The organism is Streptococcus caledonicus, assembly GCF_042656225.1.
In the GTDB taxonomy this organism is placed as follows: domain Bacteria; phylum Bacillota; class Bacilli; order Lactobacillales; family Streptococcaceae; genus Streptococcus; species Streptococcus caledonicus.
In genome coordinates this window covers 1-14,762 of the sequence record NZ_JBHSOJ010000019.1, presented here as the reverse complement: position 1 = coordinate 14,762, position 14,762 = coordinate 1, and the positions used below count along the sequence as shown (strand labels likewise).

The following is a 14,762-nucleotide window of genomic DNA, read 5'->3' as shown; positions in this document are numbered from 1 at the left end:
ATCAATTAACTTATTCTGAATTTTGCCAACAAAAAAGATTGTTAGAGACGAGCTAACAATCCAAAACTAAAAATTTTTCGCCTATATTGTAACATAGGGGGAGGAAGTTTTGCACTTTTTTTGAAGTTTTCGTATAAGAAGTCATGATTTCGAAGTCTTGACTTCCCTTCGCTCTCTGATTTCTAAGCTCAGGCTGAAACTGTCCACTGGACACTTTCACTCCCACCTCCGCACAGTTCCCAAGGTCTGTGAGATTTTTGGAGGTTGGAAATAAGATGAACGACGTTCATCACATTCGTATAGGATGGCCGCTAACGATTGCGTGGTACTAAAATAGTCCAGTGGACTATTTTAGGTGGACACTTGAAAATGAAAGAAGGGTCCAGTTACAGACCTCCAATCAACCACTGCGCCAATCTGTTATTACTATCAAAAAGAGAAGGTTGAGATATTTTTGTCTCAACCTCAGTGAAATAGTAGTGTTCCGATAAACTGTCCTAAAATGATTAAAAACCAAAGTATAAAAATTATGATTACTACAAGCTTTCCCTCTCTTAACCAAGAAAAGTCACTTTTTTCTTTATTGTTCACAAAATCAATAATTTGACTATAAGTCTGTAATTTATGGTTTTTCATTAGTTGATACAGCTTATGCAGACAGTAAAATACAGGCAATAATGATAGGGTATTTAGAATTTGAAAATTATCTATTTGATAAAAGCGCCCAAGTGGCTGAATAAATGAGTGAGTAAAAAACGATAGGCAAGTAGCTTTCAGCCACTTCTTGAACTGCGATTGATCGACTTGATGTTTCATAATGTCAACATCTCCTTTGATTAGATTATCTAAGGAGACATCGAAAAAGGTAGCTATCAGTAAGAGTGAATTGATATCTGGATAAGTCTTACCACGTTCCCAGTTAGAAATGGTTTGCCGTGAAACATACAATTTCTCTGCCAATTCTTCTTGGGAAAGCTGCTTACTTTTCCGTAAATCAACCAAACGACTGTGTAGTTCCATTTCGACCTCCTTGATGAGTTTAGTCTAATCTTTTACCCACTAGTTTACCATACAACTTCTTTGTCAAGCTAGGGTTTTCTTTGTCAAAAGGATTTGACATGTTGATTTCATGAGATTTTTAAGCATTTTTATCTTGATTTTTTCGTTCTTTTATAGCCACAAATCCCTGACCAAATTTACAAAGTTCTTCTAAGATTTCGTAGTCTTTTTTACCACGGCTATCAAAAATGATTTCCATCTGTCCCTTGTCATCACTGATACGGGCTTTTAAATTGGTTTTTGATAGAGCCTCAAAATAATCTTGCGTTAAAAACAGTGCTTGAGCAACCTTTTCAAATCGAACAATCAATTGGTTGTCTTTTCTGTCAACCATATTGACAAAGACAGCATCCATGTAACTTTTGACGAGACCGATTTCAAGGAGATAAGCCACTTGATCCGGATATTCTCCAAAACGGTCTATAAGATCCTCTTGTAACTCTTGATAATCTTTTCGGCTTTCAATTTCACGGATACGTTTGTAAATGGCTATTTTTTGCCGTTCATCTGAGATGTAATTAGCTGGAAGATAGGCATCAATAGCAAGGTTGAGTTCCGCATTCCCTTTGCGACGTGCTTGCGATTTGCCCTGCTTCTTAGCAATCGCTTCTTCTAACATCTGTGAATATAATTCAAAACCAACGGAATCAATGAAACCGCTCTGCGATGCCCCTAAAATATTACCAGCCCCACGAATGGACAAATCACGCATGGCGATCTTAAAACCTGACCCCAGCTCCGTAAAGCCTTTAATCGCATCAAGGCGTTTTTCTGAAACTTCTGTCAAAATCTTATCTGGACGATACATGAGATAAGCATAGGCAATACGATTACTACGGCCAACACGACCACGTAATTGATACAAGGTTGACAAGCCCATGTGATCAGCATTCTCAATAAATAGGGTATTAACATTAGAAATATCGACACCTGTTTCAATAATTGTCGTTGCCACAAGCACATCATATTGACCATCAATGAAATCAAGGAGGGTATTTTCCAGTTGTACCTCACTCATCTGACCATGAACAAAGCCAATGCTAGCCTCGGGTAATAAATCTTGAAGTTCGGATACTTTTTGCTCAATCGTTTCAACCTTGTTGTAAACGTAAAATACCTGACCACCACGGTCCATTTCACGCATAACAGCTTCACGAATCACTCCAGGATTGGTTTCCATCACATAGGTCTGGACAGGGTAACGATTGGTTGGTGGTGTCTCAATCACTGATAAATCACGAATGCCCAGCATAGACATGTGCAGTGTTCTTGGGATTGGTGTTGCCGTTAGAGTCAAAACATCAACTTTAGTTTTCAGCTCTTTTAATTTTTCCTTGTGTTTTACTCCAAATCGTTGTTCCTCATCAATCACAATCAGTCCCAAATCTGAAAATGCCACATCTTTTGATAAGAGACGATGGGTACCAATAATAATATCCACCTGCCCTTGACTTAGTTTCTCAAGGGTCTGTGTCTGCTCTTTTTTACTTTGGAAACGGCTGAGGACACCAACATTGACAGCATAGTTCTCAAAGCGCTCTTTAAAATTAGTGTAATGTTGCTGAGCTAGGACTGTTGTCGGTACCAAAACAGCTACCTGCTTACCATCATTAACCGCTTTAAAGGCTGCTCGCATTGAGACTTCTGTCTTACCGAATCCAACATCTCCAACCAAAAGACGATCCATTGGTCGGTCACTTTCCATGTCAGTCTTAATTTCTTTGACAGAGCGTAGCTGATCCTCTGTCTCCACATAAGGAAAATCGTCATCAAACTCCTGCTGATTATCATCGTCTGGTGAAAAAGCAAAGCCTTTTAACTGGCTGCGTTCAGCGTAGAGTTTTAAGAGGTCATCCGCAATATCTTCGACTTGCTTGGTAACCTTCTGCTTGGTTTTCTTAAATCGTCCATCATTAAGTTTATTGATTTGCGGCTCTTTGCCATCTGCCGAAACGTATTTTGATAGGCTCTCAATCTGCTCCACAGGTAAGGAAATGGTTGAGGCGTCTTGGTATTGTATCGTAAGATAGTCTCGGTGGACACCTTTAATTTCAATGGTTTCAATCCCCATGAACCGTCCAATACCATGCACATGGTGAACAACGTAATCTCCCTTTTCCAGTTCATTGTAATCTTTAAGGCGCTCGGCATTGCTGATGTTGTGACGACGGATACGGCGCTTGATGGTCTTATGGAAAATTTCTTTTTCCGTAATTAGTACCAATTTTTGGTCAGCAAAGTAAAACCCATGTGACAAATGACCTACAACCAGCTGTGCCTGACCAATCTCAATAGCACCTGCAGCCACAATTGGTAAGTCTAGTTGATACTCTCGAAGGGTTTCTTGTAATTTTTCCAGACCAACTTGACTGTCTGCTTGAATCACAATTGTTGCCTTATTTTTAAGATAACGATTGATTTCATCAACCAAGAGTGGGAATTGATTGAAAAATTCCTGCATGGCATACTGGGTCAAGTTATGCAACTGGTTAAATTTGATATTCCCAAGCCCCTTATGAAAGGTAGAAAAGAAAGTCGCTGGCTGATACTGGCGAATGGTCTGATAACTCTCTGCAAAATAAATTAAATCACTAACAGATTTTCCTTGATGGAGTTCCTCTGTCAAGTAATTAGCAACTTCCAAATCAAAACGGGCATTACGATCAACCAATTTTTGGAAATCGTCAATAAAAAGTGGTGTCCCTTTTGGAATATAATCCAATAAGGTATAAGACTTTTCATAGAAATACGAGAGGAATTTGCGAATATCTCGGTGCTTGTGACCATCTGCGGTTACAGAAATCAGCTCGACTAACCAGTCATGGGCAGGATTGTCCTTAGCTGTTTTTTGCAACGCTTTTTCCAGTCGTTTTTGACCACGCGCCAAATCATCTCTCGTCAGAATCATTTCTTCAGCAGGAGATAGTTGAACCTCATCTAGAGTTTCCAATGATTTTTGCGTTTCCACATCAAAAAGACGAATCCCGTCAATCTCATCCCCAAAAAACTCCAAGCGATAAGCCTTGTCATTTTTACTATCATAGATATCTAAAATATCCCCTCGACGGCTAATCTCACCAGGACTCATCACCTGACTAACCTTAGTGTAGCCCATCATGAGCAGTTGCTTGGTTAAAGTCTCTAAATCATATTCATCACTGACTGCTAAGGTCAATAGCTGAGCAACATAGTCCATTGGATTCGGCAGTAAAATCCGAGTACCAATCAAACTAACTAAGAGAATACCTGACGCCTCATCATCCACTAGAAAATTTAGAGCCTCAACACGCGATATGGCTCTTTCTTGAGAAGCCATAATAAATTCTGCAGCGGCAATATCATCCGCAAAGAATTGAAAAACATTTTCCTCGCCAATCAAACTTATCAAATCAGCAGCTAAGGTCTCTGCCTCATGTTGAGTAGCCGTAACAACAACTAGCTTTCCACCTTCTTCTACAAAGTAAGAAGCAATGGCTAAAGTCTTGCTGCTTCCCGATAAACCCATGATGAGTTGACGTCCTAATAATGGAGCCTTATCTCGCCATTCGACTAAGGTCTTATGCTGACCAAATAACTCTACAATATTAGCCATTATATCGCCTCATTGTTCCTTCAAAATCATTTGTTTTCAAATAATACTCCAAAGATTCAACTACCTTATCCAAGGTCATTGTGATCCTGATATAATCATCGGATTCAAAGCGACCAAGAACATGGTTGACAACAGTCATTCCCTGTTTGGGACGACCAATACCAATTTTAATCCGATCAAATTTTTGTGTTCCTAATTCTGCAATAATGGATTTAATCCCATTATGACCACCTGCTGAGCCTTTTTGACGGTATCTAATCTTACCAACTTCCATATCCAGGTCATCGTAAATGACAATAAGATCTTCAATAGGAATGTTATAGTAAGCTAGTAAAGCTCGTACAGCAATTCCTGAAAGGTTCATAAATGTAGTTGGTTTGACCAGATAAACCTTCTCACCATTGACAAAAGTTGAGCCAACTTCTGCCTTAAAGACCTTCTCCTCTGAAAAAGTGACGCTTAAGGATTTAGCCCACAAATCAATCGCCATAAAGCCAACATTGTGCTTGGTTTCGTGATATTTTGAACCTGGATTTCCCAAACCGACAATTAGTTTTACCATGTGATTATTATTAACTCCTCTCATCTAGCAGAAAAAAGTATAAGACACAGGCCTCATACTTTAACAATATGTTTAGACATTGAAACGGAATTCCATGATGTCCCCATCTTGAACGATGTATTCCTTGCCTTCTTCACGAAGGCGACCAGCTTCTTTGACCGCTTTCTCACTGCCATAGTGCATGAGATCGTCGTAGCTCATAGTCACGGCACGTATAAAGCCTTTTTCAAAGTCAGAGTGAATAATACCAGCCGCTTGTGGCGCCTTAATCCCCCGCTTGAAGGTCCAAGCACGCACCTCTTTTTCACCAGCTGTAAAGTAAGTGCCGAGACCCAGCAAGTGATAAGCAGCACGGGTCAACTTGTCTACGCCTGACTCAGTCAAACCAATAGCTTCTAAGAACTCTGCCTTATCTTCATCTTCCAGCTCAGCAATCTCTTCTTCGGCACGTGCTGAAATCACAACCACTTCAGCATTTTCTGTTGCCGCAAACTCACGAATTTGTTGCACATAAGAAATATCATCTGGTTCAGCAACTTTATCTTCGTCAACATTTGCTACATAAAGCACTGGTTTAGTGGTTAAAAGGAAAAGTTGCTTGACAATTTTTTGTTCATCATCTGTAAAGTCAATGGTACGCGCTGATTTACCATCTTCAAGAACAGGCTTGATTTTTTGCAAGATGTTAAACTCAGCCACAGAATCCTTATCTTTTTGCGTACGCGCCATTTTTTCCACACGCGCATAGCGTTTGTTAATGCTATCAAGGTCAGCTAAAATCAACTCCAAATTGATGGTCTCAATATCTGCCAATGGATCCACAAAAGCGTCCTCACGCCCTTGCTCACGCATGACATTTTCATCATCAAAAGCACGAACAACATGGACAATGGCATCTACTTCACGGATATTGGCCAAGAATTTATTTCCAAGGCCTTCCCCTTTTGAAGCCCCTTTTACAATCCCTGCAATATCTGTAAACTCAAAGGTTGTTGGGACAGTTTTCTTTGGTGTAATCAATTCTGTCAACTTCTGTAAACGTTCGTCTGGTACTTCAACCATCCCTACATTTGGGTCAATGGTCGCAAAAGGATAGTTAGCAGCTTCTGCACCAGCCTTTGTAATCGCATTAAATAGGGTTGATTTCCCAACGTTTGGTAAACCAACGATACCTGCTGTTAAAGCCATATTTTCTATTTCTCCATTCTCAATTCAATCATGAGTATTATACCAAAAAAACAAGAAAAAAGCTTGCTGATTGGCAAGAGCCACTAAAATAAATCGATAATTATTTTTATCCACATCACAAAGAGCGGCACAAAAAAGATGATCCACCAGTATTCTGAAATAAGGTCGATAAAAATGGCTAAGCCATCTCTTTTCTCATACTTTCCAGTTTCAGGATTAATCACGTATTCACGTCCTCTTAGAAGATGTAAATTGTCATCATCTTCTTTGGTAGGAACAGACTTTTTACCATTAACCAATTCATCTAAGCTAACAGTAAAAATCTCAGATAGTTTGACCAAATTATCCAAATCAGGTGTTGCATCACCATTTTCCCATTTTGAAACAGCTTGACGTGAAATAAATAACTGTTTGGCTAACTCTTCCTGCGAAATATTTTTCTTTTGGCGAAGTTTTTTGAGCTGTTCTGCAAATATAGTCATTACTGTATCCACCTTTCTTCTTTCTAGCCTCATTATAATCAATAATATGAAAGCAGACTAGCACTTTTTATGGCAACCAACCGTTGCGCAACTGCTAGAAAAGCTGAATAGAAAAGGTTTCTAGGGTTGCAGAACTTTTTTTATCTTTCGTTCAAAATCATGTCGACTCATCATCACAACGTGTTCACAGTTAGTACACTGTATTTTGATATCTGCTCCTAAACGTATAATCTTCCATTCATTTGCTTTTTTTCCAGTTGATTTAATCGTACAAGCATGTGGCTTTTTCATTTCTATTACAGATCCTAATTGATACATTTGTTGCTCCTTTTACTTCTTGTCATTATATCAAAAAAACACCCAGCAAAGAAAGCTGAGTGTCTATGAAATATGAAAAAGTTTTAGAATAGCTTAATATAAGCCAAATCCCATAAACTAACTTTAGTTTGTACGAACAGGCGTAATCAATTGAATAAAGTTTTCAGTATCATCACCTGGAATTAAAGTAAAAGGTCTAACATTAGAAATAAAACGAATGACAACTGTTGTGCTCTTCAAAACTTTTAGTGCATCAATAAGATAAGTTGGGTTAAAACTAATAGTTAGGTCATTTCCTGTCAATTCAATAACATCAATTTCTTCGTTAACTTTACCAACTTCTGGAGAATTAACGTGGGCACTTACCTTGCCATTGCTAATTTCCAGCTTAACAGTTCCATTTTGACTAGCATTTGAAATAAGCTGCGCACGTTCCATTGATTGACGAAGAGCTGAAGAATTAAATGTTACCTCTGTTTCAAAAGTATTTGTTAGAAGACGATCTGTATCTGGATAATTTCCTTCTAAAAGACGTGTGTAAAATGAAGTATGTTCACTTCTAAAAAGAACCTGACTTTGCGATAAAAATAGTTCAACTTGTTCCACATCATCACCAAAAACAGCTGAAAATTCACGAAGGGAACGACTTGGAATAACCACATCAAAATCTTCTGTTGATTTTTCAAGTTCAATTTGTCGTTGACTCATACGATGAGAATCTGTAGCAACTGATTTAAAGAACTTATGATTTTTCAATGTCATATGTACACCAGTCAGAATAGGACGACTTTCTTGTGTACTAGCAGCAAAAGCAGTTTGAGAAATGATATCTTTAAGAATTTTAGTATCAAATAAAAGTGGATTAGTTGTTATTACTTCCTGTAAACGAGGATACTGATCAATATCCTTCCCTTTTAATGTGATTTCAGACTTTCCACTTCTAAGAACGACTTGATGATGCTCAATTTCTTCGAAATCTAAAGTAACATCTGGAAGACTAGAGACAATATTAATAAAGAAATTAGCTTCTAATAAAATACCACCTGGTTGAGTAATGAGAAGACCTGCATTATCATCCTGACTTGAAATTGTATTTTCTATAGAAATTTGTCCATTTGATCCAGTTAAGATAATAGTTGAATTAGTGATTTCTAATTTTAAGCTTGAAAGAATAGGAATAGCATTTTTTGATGAAATAGCTCTTTTGGTTGCATTTAGAGCTTGTAAAAAATAGGCTTTATTAATTGAAAAATGTATCATGGATTCTCCTTTATTTTATAAGTATTAGATTAGTAGTAGTAGTAGGACTTGTGGATAACGTGGAAAAGTTTTCTTTTTTTGATAAGATAAAGGTATTATCACTGTGGATAACTTGTGGAAAAAGAGCTAAAAAGTAATCTAGTTATACACAAGTCATTTTATTTTTTGCTTTAATGTCTCAATTTCAATACGAAGTCCATCGTCTATTTTTAACATATTTTTGATTTTATTATAGGCATGAAGGATAGTTGAATGGTCTCTTCCACCAAATTCTTTACCAATTTTTGGGAGGCTATTATCAGTCATTTCGCGAGTAAGGAATATAGCAACTTGACGTGCTAGGACAATATTTTGATTTCTTTTAGTTGACTTGATTTCCTTAACGGAGACCCCATAGAATTTACCAACCTCAGTTTGGATGGTTTCGATAGGAATAACAGATATCGTTAAAGGTTCTTGTTTTTTAGCACGAATGGACTCAGCTGCAATATCAACAGTGATTGTATCCACTTTCTTGACATTAGCGACTAAGCTGATGTTTTTAAGAGCGCCTTCAAGCTCACGAACATTTGAATCAAATTGCCCTGCGAGATATTCTATAGTAGCTGGTAAAAATTGGTAAGGATAGTCTTGGATTTTATCTTGTAAAATAGCAATCCTAGTTTCATAATCAGGCGGTGTAATATCTTGGGTTAGTCCCCAACTAAAGCGTGATACTAGACGTTCTTCTAAATCATTTAGCTGCTCAGGAGCTCGATCACTAGTAAGAATAATTTGTTTATTATTTGAATGAAGTGCATTAAAAGTATTGAAAAATTCTTCCTGAGTGCCTGCCATTGTTTTTTTGGCCATGTATTGAATATCATCAATTAATAGAACATCAAGGTGGCGAAAGGCTTCTTTTAATTCTTCCATTGTGCCTAATCTAATAGCAGTTGTAAACTCATTAATGAAATTTTCAGTTGTAATATATTTAATTCGAGCGCGTGGATTATCCTCAAGGACACTGTTTCCTATAGCATTTAGTAAATGCGTTTTTCCTAATCCAGGACCTCCCCAAATAAAAAGAGGATTATAGACGGTTCCTGGACTTCCAGCGACTGCAAGTGCGGCAGCCAGTGCCCACTGACTTCCCTTACCAGAAATAAAATTATCAAAACGATATTTAGGATTTAAATCTGAAATAACCGGTGATTGGTATAAAAAATCTTCTGGTATTAAAGTTTGGATTGGTGACTGAAATTCTTCCAGACTATCTTCATCAATAGGTTCTTCAAAAATGTAGTCAATCAAGATTTCTTGATTGAAGACTTCAAAACCTGCAGTTAAGACGATATCAGTAAGATTGCTCTTCCAATAGAGTTCTTTTTTTTCTTCCATGAAGACAGTGGCAACATGATCTGAAATACGTATGAGTTTAGCATCAGCAATAAAAAAATCAAAAACAGCTTGTGAAAATTTTTGTCTTGCTAATTCCAAAACCCGATTCCAAAATCGTAGTTCATTATCGGTCATCTTGTCTCCTTATCTGTATGTTTAGTTGTTTTATTCTAACATATTTAAAAAAAGTTTTCCACAAGTATTTTAGAAATAATCCACATTGTAGAAAAAAGTTTTCCACAACCTGTGAATAACCCTGAAACACTTGATAAAATAAAGGTTTGTTTGAGATTTTTTTGTGGATAATGATGTTTAGAAATAAAAAAATCAACAGCTTATTTTAGGCTGTTGATAATTCTGTGGAAATCTTCTTGGTTAGAAAATTGGATACTGACTTTCCCTCGGTGTGATTTGTCAGATGTAATGCTGACAGGAAGGCCAAGCTTTTGGCTTAGTTCTTTTTCATAATGGGTAATAAAAAGATTTTTTGATGTCGGAAGGATTTTTTTCTTCTTTCCAAGAATGAGTGATTCTAATTGTCTAACACTGAGTTGTTTGTCATGAATTTCTTTTAGCCAAAAAAGTTGTTTTTCTACATCATTGATACTTAGAAGAACACGTGCGTGTCCTTGAGATAGTTGAGCAGAAATAACAGCTTCCTGAATAGGTTTTGGCAGGTTTAATAAACGAAGAAGATTACTAATATATGGTCGGGATTTCCCCATGTATCGTGCCAAATCTTCATGTGTTACTTGATTTTTGTCAATCATTTGTTGGTAGGCTTTAGCCTCTTCGATTGGATTGAGATTGGAGCGCTGGAGATTTTCAATAATAGCTTGCTTCATACTATCTTCATCAGAAATATTTTTGATAATAGCGGGAATTTCAATTAAACCAGCCATTTTAGAAGCTCTCAGTCTACGTTCTCCTGCAATCAATTCATAGCCAAAAATAGAAGATTTTCTGACAATTATCGGTTGAATTAAACCATTTTCAGAAATGGAATTTGCTAAATCCTTCAATTCTTCCTGATTAAACTGTAATCTAGGTTGATAGGGATTTTTTTGGATATGATCAATCTTTATAATCTGTAAATGTTCTGTCATCTGTTCTCCTAAATAAAAAACTGCCTTTACACTATTGTAAAGGCAGTAATAAAGTCTGTCAACTTAATTTGAATTCAAATCCTGAGTGGTTTTATCAAGAATGATATCAATAGTTTGTTTTTTACCTTCGCGGTAGAAAGTAACTGTTATAGCATCACCGGTGCTGTGACCGTAAAGAATACTTTGTACATCACTTGGTGAAGCTACAGATTTATCGTCAATTTTTGTAATGACATCATATTTTTCTAATTTACCAGAAGCAGGCATATTGTTTTGAACGCTAGCAATAACAATTCCAGAAGTTACTTCTTCGGGTAGTTTTAGTTGGAAAATAAAATTAGTAGATAATTCACTTAGACTTGCCATTGTAATACCGAGAGCTGGACGATTGACTTTTCCATTTTTCTCTAATTGATTAATAATTTTAACCACATCATTTGAAGGAATTGCAAAGCCCATACCTTCAACTGAAGAACCATTTAATCGTGAAGTAGAGATTGATGAAATTTTACTAGAGTTTATACCAATGACTTGTCCTTGAATATTGATAAGAGCACCACCTGAGTTACCAGGATTGATTGCAGCATCCGTTTGGATAGCATTTGTAGAGGTAGTTTGACCTTGTTCATTTTTCATTGTAACAGTACGACTAAGGCTAGATACAATACCTTCAGTCACAGAATTGGCATATTCAGATCCAAGAGGGCTACCAATAGCAATTGCAGTCTCACCAACCGTTAATGTTTCAGAATTTGCAAATGTAGCTATTGTTTTGACATTGTCAGATGAAATTTTAACAACTGCAAGATCAGAATAGGTGTCGCTTCCAATCAATTCACCGACGACTTTTGAACCATCAGAAAATAATATTTCAATTTGTTGAGCCCCTTCAATAACGTGATTGTTTGTCACAACATAGGCTGACTTGTCATCTTTTTTATAGATAACCCCAGAACCTTCACTAGCTACAGTTAATTCACTAGATGTAGAATTATCAAAGATATTTTGCAATGAATTATTTTGTTGTCTTTGATAATTAATCACAGATACAACAGCATCTTGTACAGACGCTACTGCTGAAGTTGTATCACTAGTATTTTTATAGCTCACATTGCTAATACTTGTAGTTGGAGATGAATTTCCTGACAATTTAGATAAAACAAAATTATTTTGTAATATCAAAAATGTCGCCACTACTCCTCCTAAAAAACCAGAACCGACGAGTAAAATAAATTTTAAAATAAAAGATAGATTTTTTTTCATGTTGAATGACCTCCAATTGCCATCAGTTTAAGAAAATTGACTTAATTATACCTTAAACTGATGAAAAATAAAAGTATCCACAACTTGTGGAAAACTTTTGTGGATAAAGACCAAAACACCTCTAACTATAAGGTTAATCTTATGATTTAAACTGTGGATAACTTATTCTGAAAAATATTTGTGGTATAATTAAAGTATGAAAATAAAAATGATAACGGTAGGAAAACTAAAAGAAAAATACCTAAAAGATGGTATCGCTGAATATCAAAAACGTTTAGGACGATTTTGTAAATTAGAAATGGTAGAGATCCTAGATGAAAAAACACCAGATAAAGCTAGTGATTCTGAAAATCAATCAATTATGGAAAAGGAAGCTAGTCGTATTCTAAGAAAAATTTCAGACAGGGAATTTGTCATAGCGTTGGCAATTGAAGGAGAACAATTTCCATCAGAAAAATTTAGTAGAATTTTAGAAAATATTACTGTTAAAGGTTACTCAGACATAACATTTATTATTGGAGGGAGCCTAGGGTTAGCACCTAGTGTCAAAAAACGTGCTAATTTATTGATGAGCTTTGGCAAATTAACTCTTCCACATCAGTTAATGAAACTTGTTCTGATTGAGCAAATATACCGATCTTTTATGATTCAACAGGGAAGCCCCTATCATAAGTAAAAAAATCAATTAAAGTGAGAAAAAATGAAACATAGAGTGAAAAATTATCGCGTTTTTGAAGGCTTACGTATTGCAGCTTGTTTGACATTTATTAGTGGCTATATTAACGCCTTTACATTTGTTACTCAGAACGGCATTTTTGCGGGGGTACAATCTGGCAATGTGATTATGTGGGCTTACCATTCGGCTCAAGGGAATTGGCAAAAAGTTCTTAATTTTACAATCCCTATTATATTTTTTATGTTGGGCCAATGTGTTACTTATCTTGTTCGTCGCTGGTTTGTCAGGAAAAATATATTTTGGCATTTTGGAGCTAGTGTTATTATGCAGATAATTATCGTCATTACGGTGTTATTGACACCTATTTTACCCTCATTTTTTACAATGGCAAATTTAGCTCTAGTTGCTTCCATTCAGGTAGAATCCTTTCGAAAACTTAGAGGTGCTCCTTATGCTAACGTTATGATGACTGGAAATGTCAAAAATGGTGCTTTTTTATTATTCAAAGGCTTAATTGAGAAAAATACAGAGCTCCAAAAAGCAGGTAGAAATATATTTTTGATTATTTTTACTTTTGCATTAGGAGTTGCCTTGTCTACTTTTATTTCAAACTATTTAGGAGAATATGGTTTAGGATTTGTTATACTACCACTTTTTTACATTAACCTCAGCCTTTGGAACGAAAAAAATTGGAAAGAACAGGAAATGAAAAAAAGTCTGAGACAAAAGTAGTTCTCAGCGACAAAAAAGCTAGAGATTCCTAATAGTGGAACTCTAGCTTTTTAGTTTTGAGTTGTTCTTTTACTGTATTTTAGAAGATTATTGGCCATAAGTACCAATCCCATGTCAATTGTCACCTGACATTTGCCTCTTAAGTTACATCTTTTGTAACCCAAACAAGCCTTTATCTGCCCAAAGACAGGTTCCACATCAATCTTGCATTGAGCGAAAATCTGTCTACCTTCGGGAGATAAAAGTGCTTGGCATTCTTTAGCCTTTAAGTGCTGATAATGTTCGTTGATATACAGTCCCTTTTGAGGGCTACTTCAGGTTCATCGGCGTAGTAAACCTTGATTTCCTGTTGAAAGTCCGTCTGTGTTTTCTGATGTTTGACATGGTGAAAACGATAGCACCACCCGTCAGGATGAGTATAGCTATCCTCTTTGTCATCATAGTGCCAATTCGTTAAGTTCCTAGCTGACGGTTTATACCCTTTCTTCTGCTCTTTATCAAACATGGCATACTTAAACAAATGGTTCACATTGCTTTCATTCAAGCGAAGAAGGTTCTCTTCACTGCTGTATCCAGCATCTGCGACAACGGTCTTCACATCATGTGGGTAGGTTTCGAAAAATGGCAAAAGAGTTTTAGTATCTGTCGGATTTGAGAAGACATCATAGTGAAGAACAAATTGGTTCTCAGTAGCGATTTGGAGGTTATAGCCTGGTTTGAGTTGACCATTCTTCATGTGGTCTTCTTTCATCCGCATGAAAGTGGCATCTGTATCTGTTTTAGAAAAGCTATTGCGTCCCTCGAAAGTATCCTGATATCTCTCGTATTTTTCAGCGCGTACTGAAAAATCATCCTTAACTTTACGCAGGACTTTCTTGAGTTTACGACGTTGAGTTTTACGGTCGTCCTTTCCTTTTACAGGCTCCCCCTCAATGGCTTGGCTTAGTTTAGCCAATTCTTCTTCAAGGACTTGAGTGAACTCTGTTAACTGTTCTGAGGTAATAGGTTCTTCTTCATCCAGCACAATGGCCTGATGGATAAGGGGTGTGATTTCTTCTTGGAAATAGACCTGTATCTGTTCTTGAAGTTTGGCGGAAAACTTATCCGTAGCCTTTTTCCACACGAAACTATACTTATTGGCATT

The 14,762-nt window shown here is 36.6% G+C and carries 12 protein-coding genes and 1 pseudogene; 2 read left to right on the top strand and 11 right to left on the bottom strand.

Annotation, left to right across the window (positions count from 1 at the left end; genetic code table 11):
- Positions 1-465 precede the first annotated feature (465 nt).
- The 10 genes from ACFPQ3_RS08250 to ACFPQ3_RS08205 all read right to left on the bottom strand — a co-directional run bounded on the left by ACFPQ3_RS08250 (position 466) and on the right by ACFPQ3_RS08205 (position 12,210).
- Positions 466-1,020: a helix-turn-helix domain-containing protein gene (locus ACFPQ3_RS08250; protein WP_156807153.1), complete on the bottom strand. Its 555-nt coding sequence runs from the start codon at positions 1,018-1,020 to the stop codon at positions 466-468.
- Positions 1,021-1,138: 118 nt separating this feature from the next.
- Positions 1,139-4,651, bottom strand: a complete 3,513-nt coding sequence (gene mfd, locus ACFPQ3_RS08245; RefSeq protein WP_156807152.1) for a transcription-repair coupling factor — start codon at positions 4,649-4,651, stop codon at positions 1,139-1,141.
- Positions 4,644-5,213, bottom strand: coding sequence for an aminoacyl-tRNA hydrolase (gene pth / locus ACFPQ3_RS08240; protein WP_156807151.1), 570 nt, complete (start codon positions 5,211-5,213; stop codon positions 4,644-4,646). The genes mfd and pth overlap by 8 nt, the downstream gene beginning before the upstream one ends.
- A 72-nt stretch (positions 5,214-5,285) precedes the next feature.
- Positions 5,286-6,401: a redox-regulated ATPase YchF gene (gene ychF, locus ACFPQ3_RS08235; RefSeq protein WP_156807150.1), complete on the bottom strand. Its 1,116-nt coding sequence runs from the start codon at positions 6,399-6,401 to the stop codon at positions 5,286-5,288.
- A gap of 83 nt (positions 6,402-6,484) precedes the next feature.
- Positions 6,485-6,883: a helix-turn-helix domain-containing protein gene (locus tag ACFPQ3_RS08230; protein WP_156807149.1), complete on the bottom strand. Its 399-nt coding sequence runs from the start codon at positions 6,881-6,883 to the stop codon at positions 6,485-6,487.
- Positions 6,884-7,003: 120 nt separating this feature from the next.
- A complete protein-coding gene (locus tag ACFPQ3_RS08225) occupies positions 7,004-7,201 on the bottom strand; it encodes a DUF951 domain-containing protein (protein ID WP_156807148.1) in 198 nt (65 codons plus the stop codon).
- Between the two features lie 123 nt (positions 7,202-7,324).
- Complete coding sequence (dnaN, locus tag ACFPQ3_RS08220) at positions 7,325-8,461, bottom strand: DNA polymerase III subunit beta (RefSeq protein ID WP_156807147.1); 1,137 nt, start codon at positions 8,459-8,461, stop codon at positions 7,325-7,327.
- A gap of 153 nt (positions 8,462-8,614) precedes the next feature.
- On the bottom strand, positions 8,615-9,976 hold the full coding sequence (gene dnaA / locus ACFPQ3_RS08215) for a chromosomal replication initiator protein DnaA (protein WP_156807146.1): 1,362 nt from the start codon (positions 9,974-9,976) through the stop codon (positions 8,615-8,617).
- Between the two features lie 200 nt (positions 9,977-10,176).
- Positions 10,177-10,947: a ParB/RepB/Spo0J family partition protein gene (locus tag ACFPQ3_RS08210; protein WP_156807145.1), complete on the bottom strand. Its 771-nt coding sequence runs from the start codon at positions 10,945-10,947 to the stop codon at positions 10,177-10,179.
- Between the two features lie 63 nt (positions 10,948-11,010).
- Positions 11,011-12,210 (bottom strand): S1C family serine protease, encoded by a 1,200-nt coding sequence (locus tag ACFPQ3_RS08205; RefSeq protein ID WP_156807144.1) that lies wholly within the window; start codon positions 12,208-12,210, stop codon positions 11,011-11,013.
- Between the two features lie 196 nt (positions 12,211-12,406).
- Between ACFPQ3_RS08205 and rlmH the strand changes: the two genes are divergently transcribed.
- Positions 12,407-12,886 (top strand): 23S rRNA (pseudouridine(1915)-N(3))-methyltransferase RlmH, encoded by a 480-nt coding sequence (gene rlmH, locus ACFPQ3_RS08200; protein ID WP_156807143.1) that lies wholly within the window; start codon positions 12,407-12,409, stop codon positions 12,884-12,886.
- A 24-nt stretch (positions 12,887-12,910) separates the two neighbouring features.
- Positions 12,911-13,618: a YoaK family protein gene (locus ACFPQ3_RS08195; RefSeq protein ID WP_156807142.1), complete on the top strand. Its 708-nt coding sequence runs from the start codon at positions 12,911-12,913 to the stop codon at positions 13,616-13,618.
- Between the two features lie 50 nt (positions 13,619-13,668).
- Here ACFPQ3_RS08195 and ACFPQ3_RS08185 read toward each other — a convergent pair.
- A pseudogene (locus tag ACFPQ3_RS08185) lies at positions 13,669-14,762 on the bottom strand (transposase); the annotation flags it as partial.

Bases quoted from the DNA above. Each gene is read 5' to 3' on its own strand.
- ACFPQ3_RS08250 (WP_156807153.1), bottom strand. From the start codon at position 1,020: ATGGAACTACACAGTCGTTTGGTTGATTTACGGAAAAGTAAGCAGCTT.
- mfd (WP_156807152.1), bottom strand. From the start codon at position 4,651: ATGGCTAATATTGTAGAGTTATTTGGTCAGCATAAGACCTTAGTCGAA.
- pth (WP_156807151.1), bottom strand. From the start codon at position 5,213: ATGGTAAAACTAATTGTCGGTTTGGGAAATCCAGGTTCAAAATATCAC.
- ychF (WP_156807150.1), bottom strand. From the start codon at position 6,401: ATGGCTTTAACAGCAGGTATCGTTGGTTTACCAAACGTTGGGAAATCA.
- ACFPQ3_RS08230 (WP_156807149.1), bottom strand. From the start codon at position 6,883: ATGACTATATTTGCAGAACAGCTCAAAAAACTTCGCCAAAAGAAAAAT.
- ACFPQ3_RS08225 (WP_156807148.1), bottom strand. From the start codon at position 7,201: ATGTATCAATTAGGATCTGTAATAGAAATGAAAAAGCCACATGCTTGT.
- dnaN (WP_156807147.1), bottom strand. From the start codon at position 8,461: ATGATACATTTTTCAATTAATAAAGCCTATTTTTTACAAGCTCTAAAT.
- dnaA (WP_156807146.1), bottom strand. From the start codon at position 9,976: ATGACCGATAATGAACTACGATTTTGGAATCGGGTTTTGGAATTAGCA.
- ACFPQ3_RS08210 (WP_156807145.1), bottom strand. From the start codon at position 10,947: ATGACAGAACATTTACAGATTATAAAGATTGATCATATCCAAAAAAAT.
- ACFPQ3_RS08205 (WP_156807144.1), bottom strand. From the start codon at position 12,210: ATGAAAAAAAATCTATCTTTTATTTTAAAATTTATTTTACTCGTCGGT.
- rlmH (WP_156807143.1), top strand. From the start codon at position 12,407: ATGAAAATAAAAATGATAACGGTAGGAAAACTAAAAGAAAAATACCTA.
- ACFPQ3_RS08195 (WP_156807142.1), top strand. From the start codon at position 12,911: ATGAAACATAGAGTGAAAAATTATCGCGTTTTTGAAGGCTTACGTATT.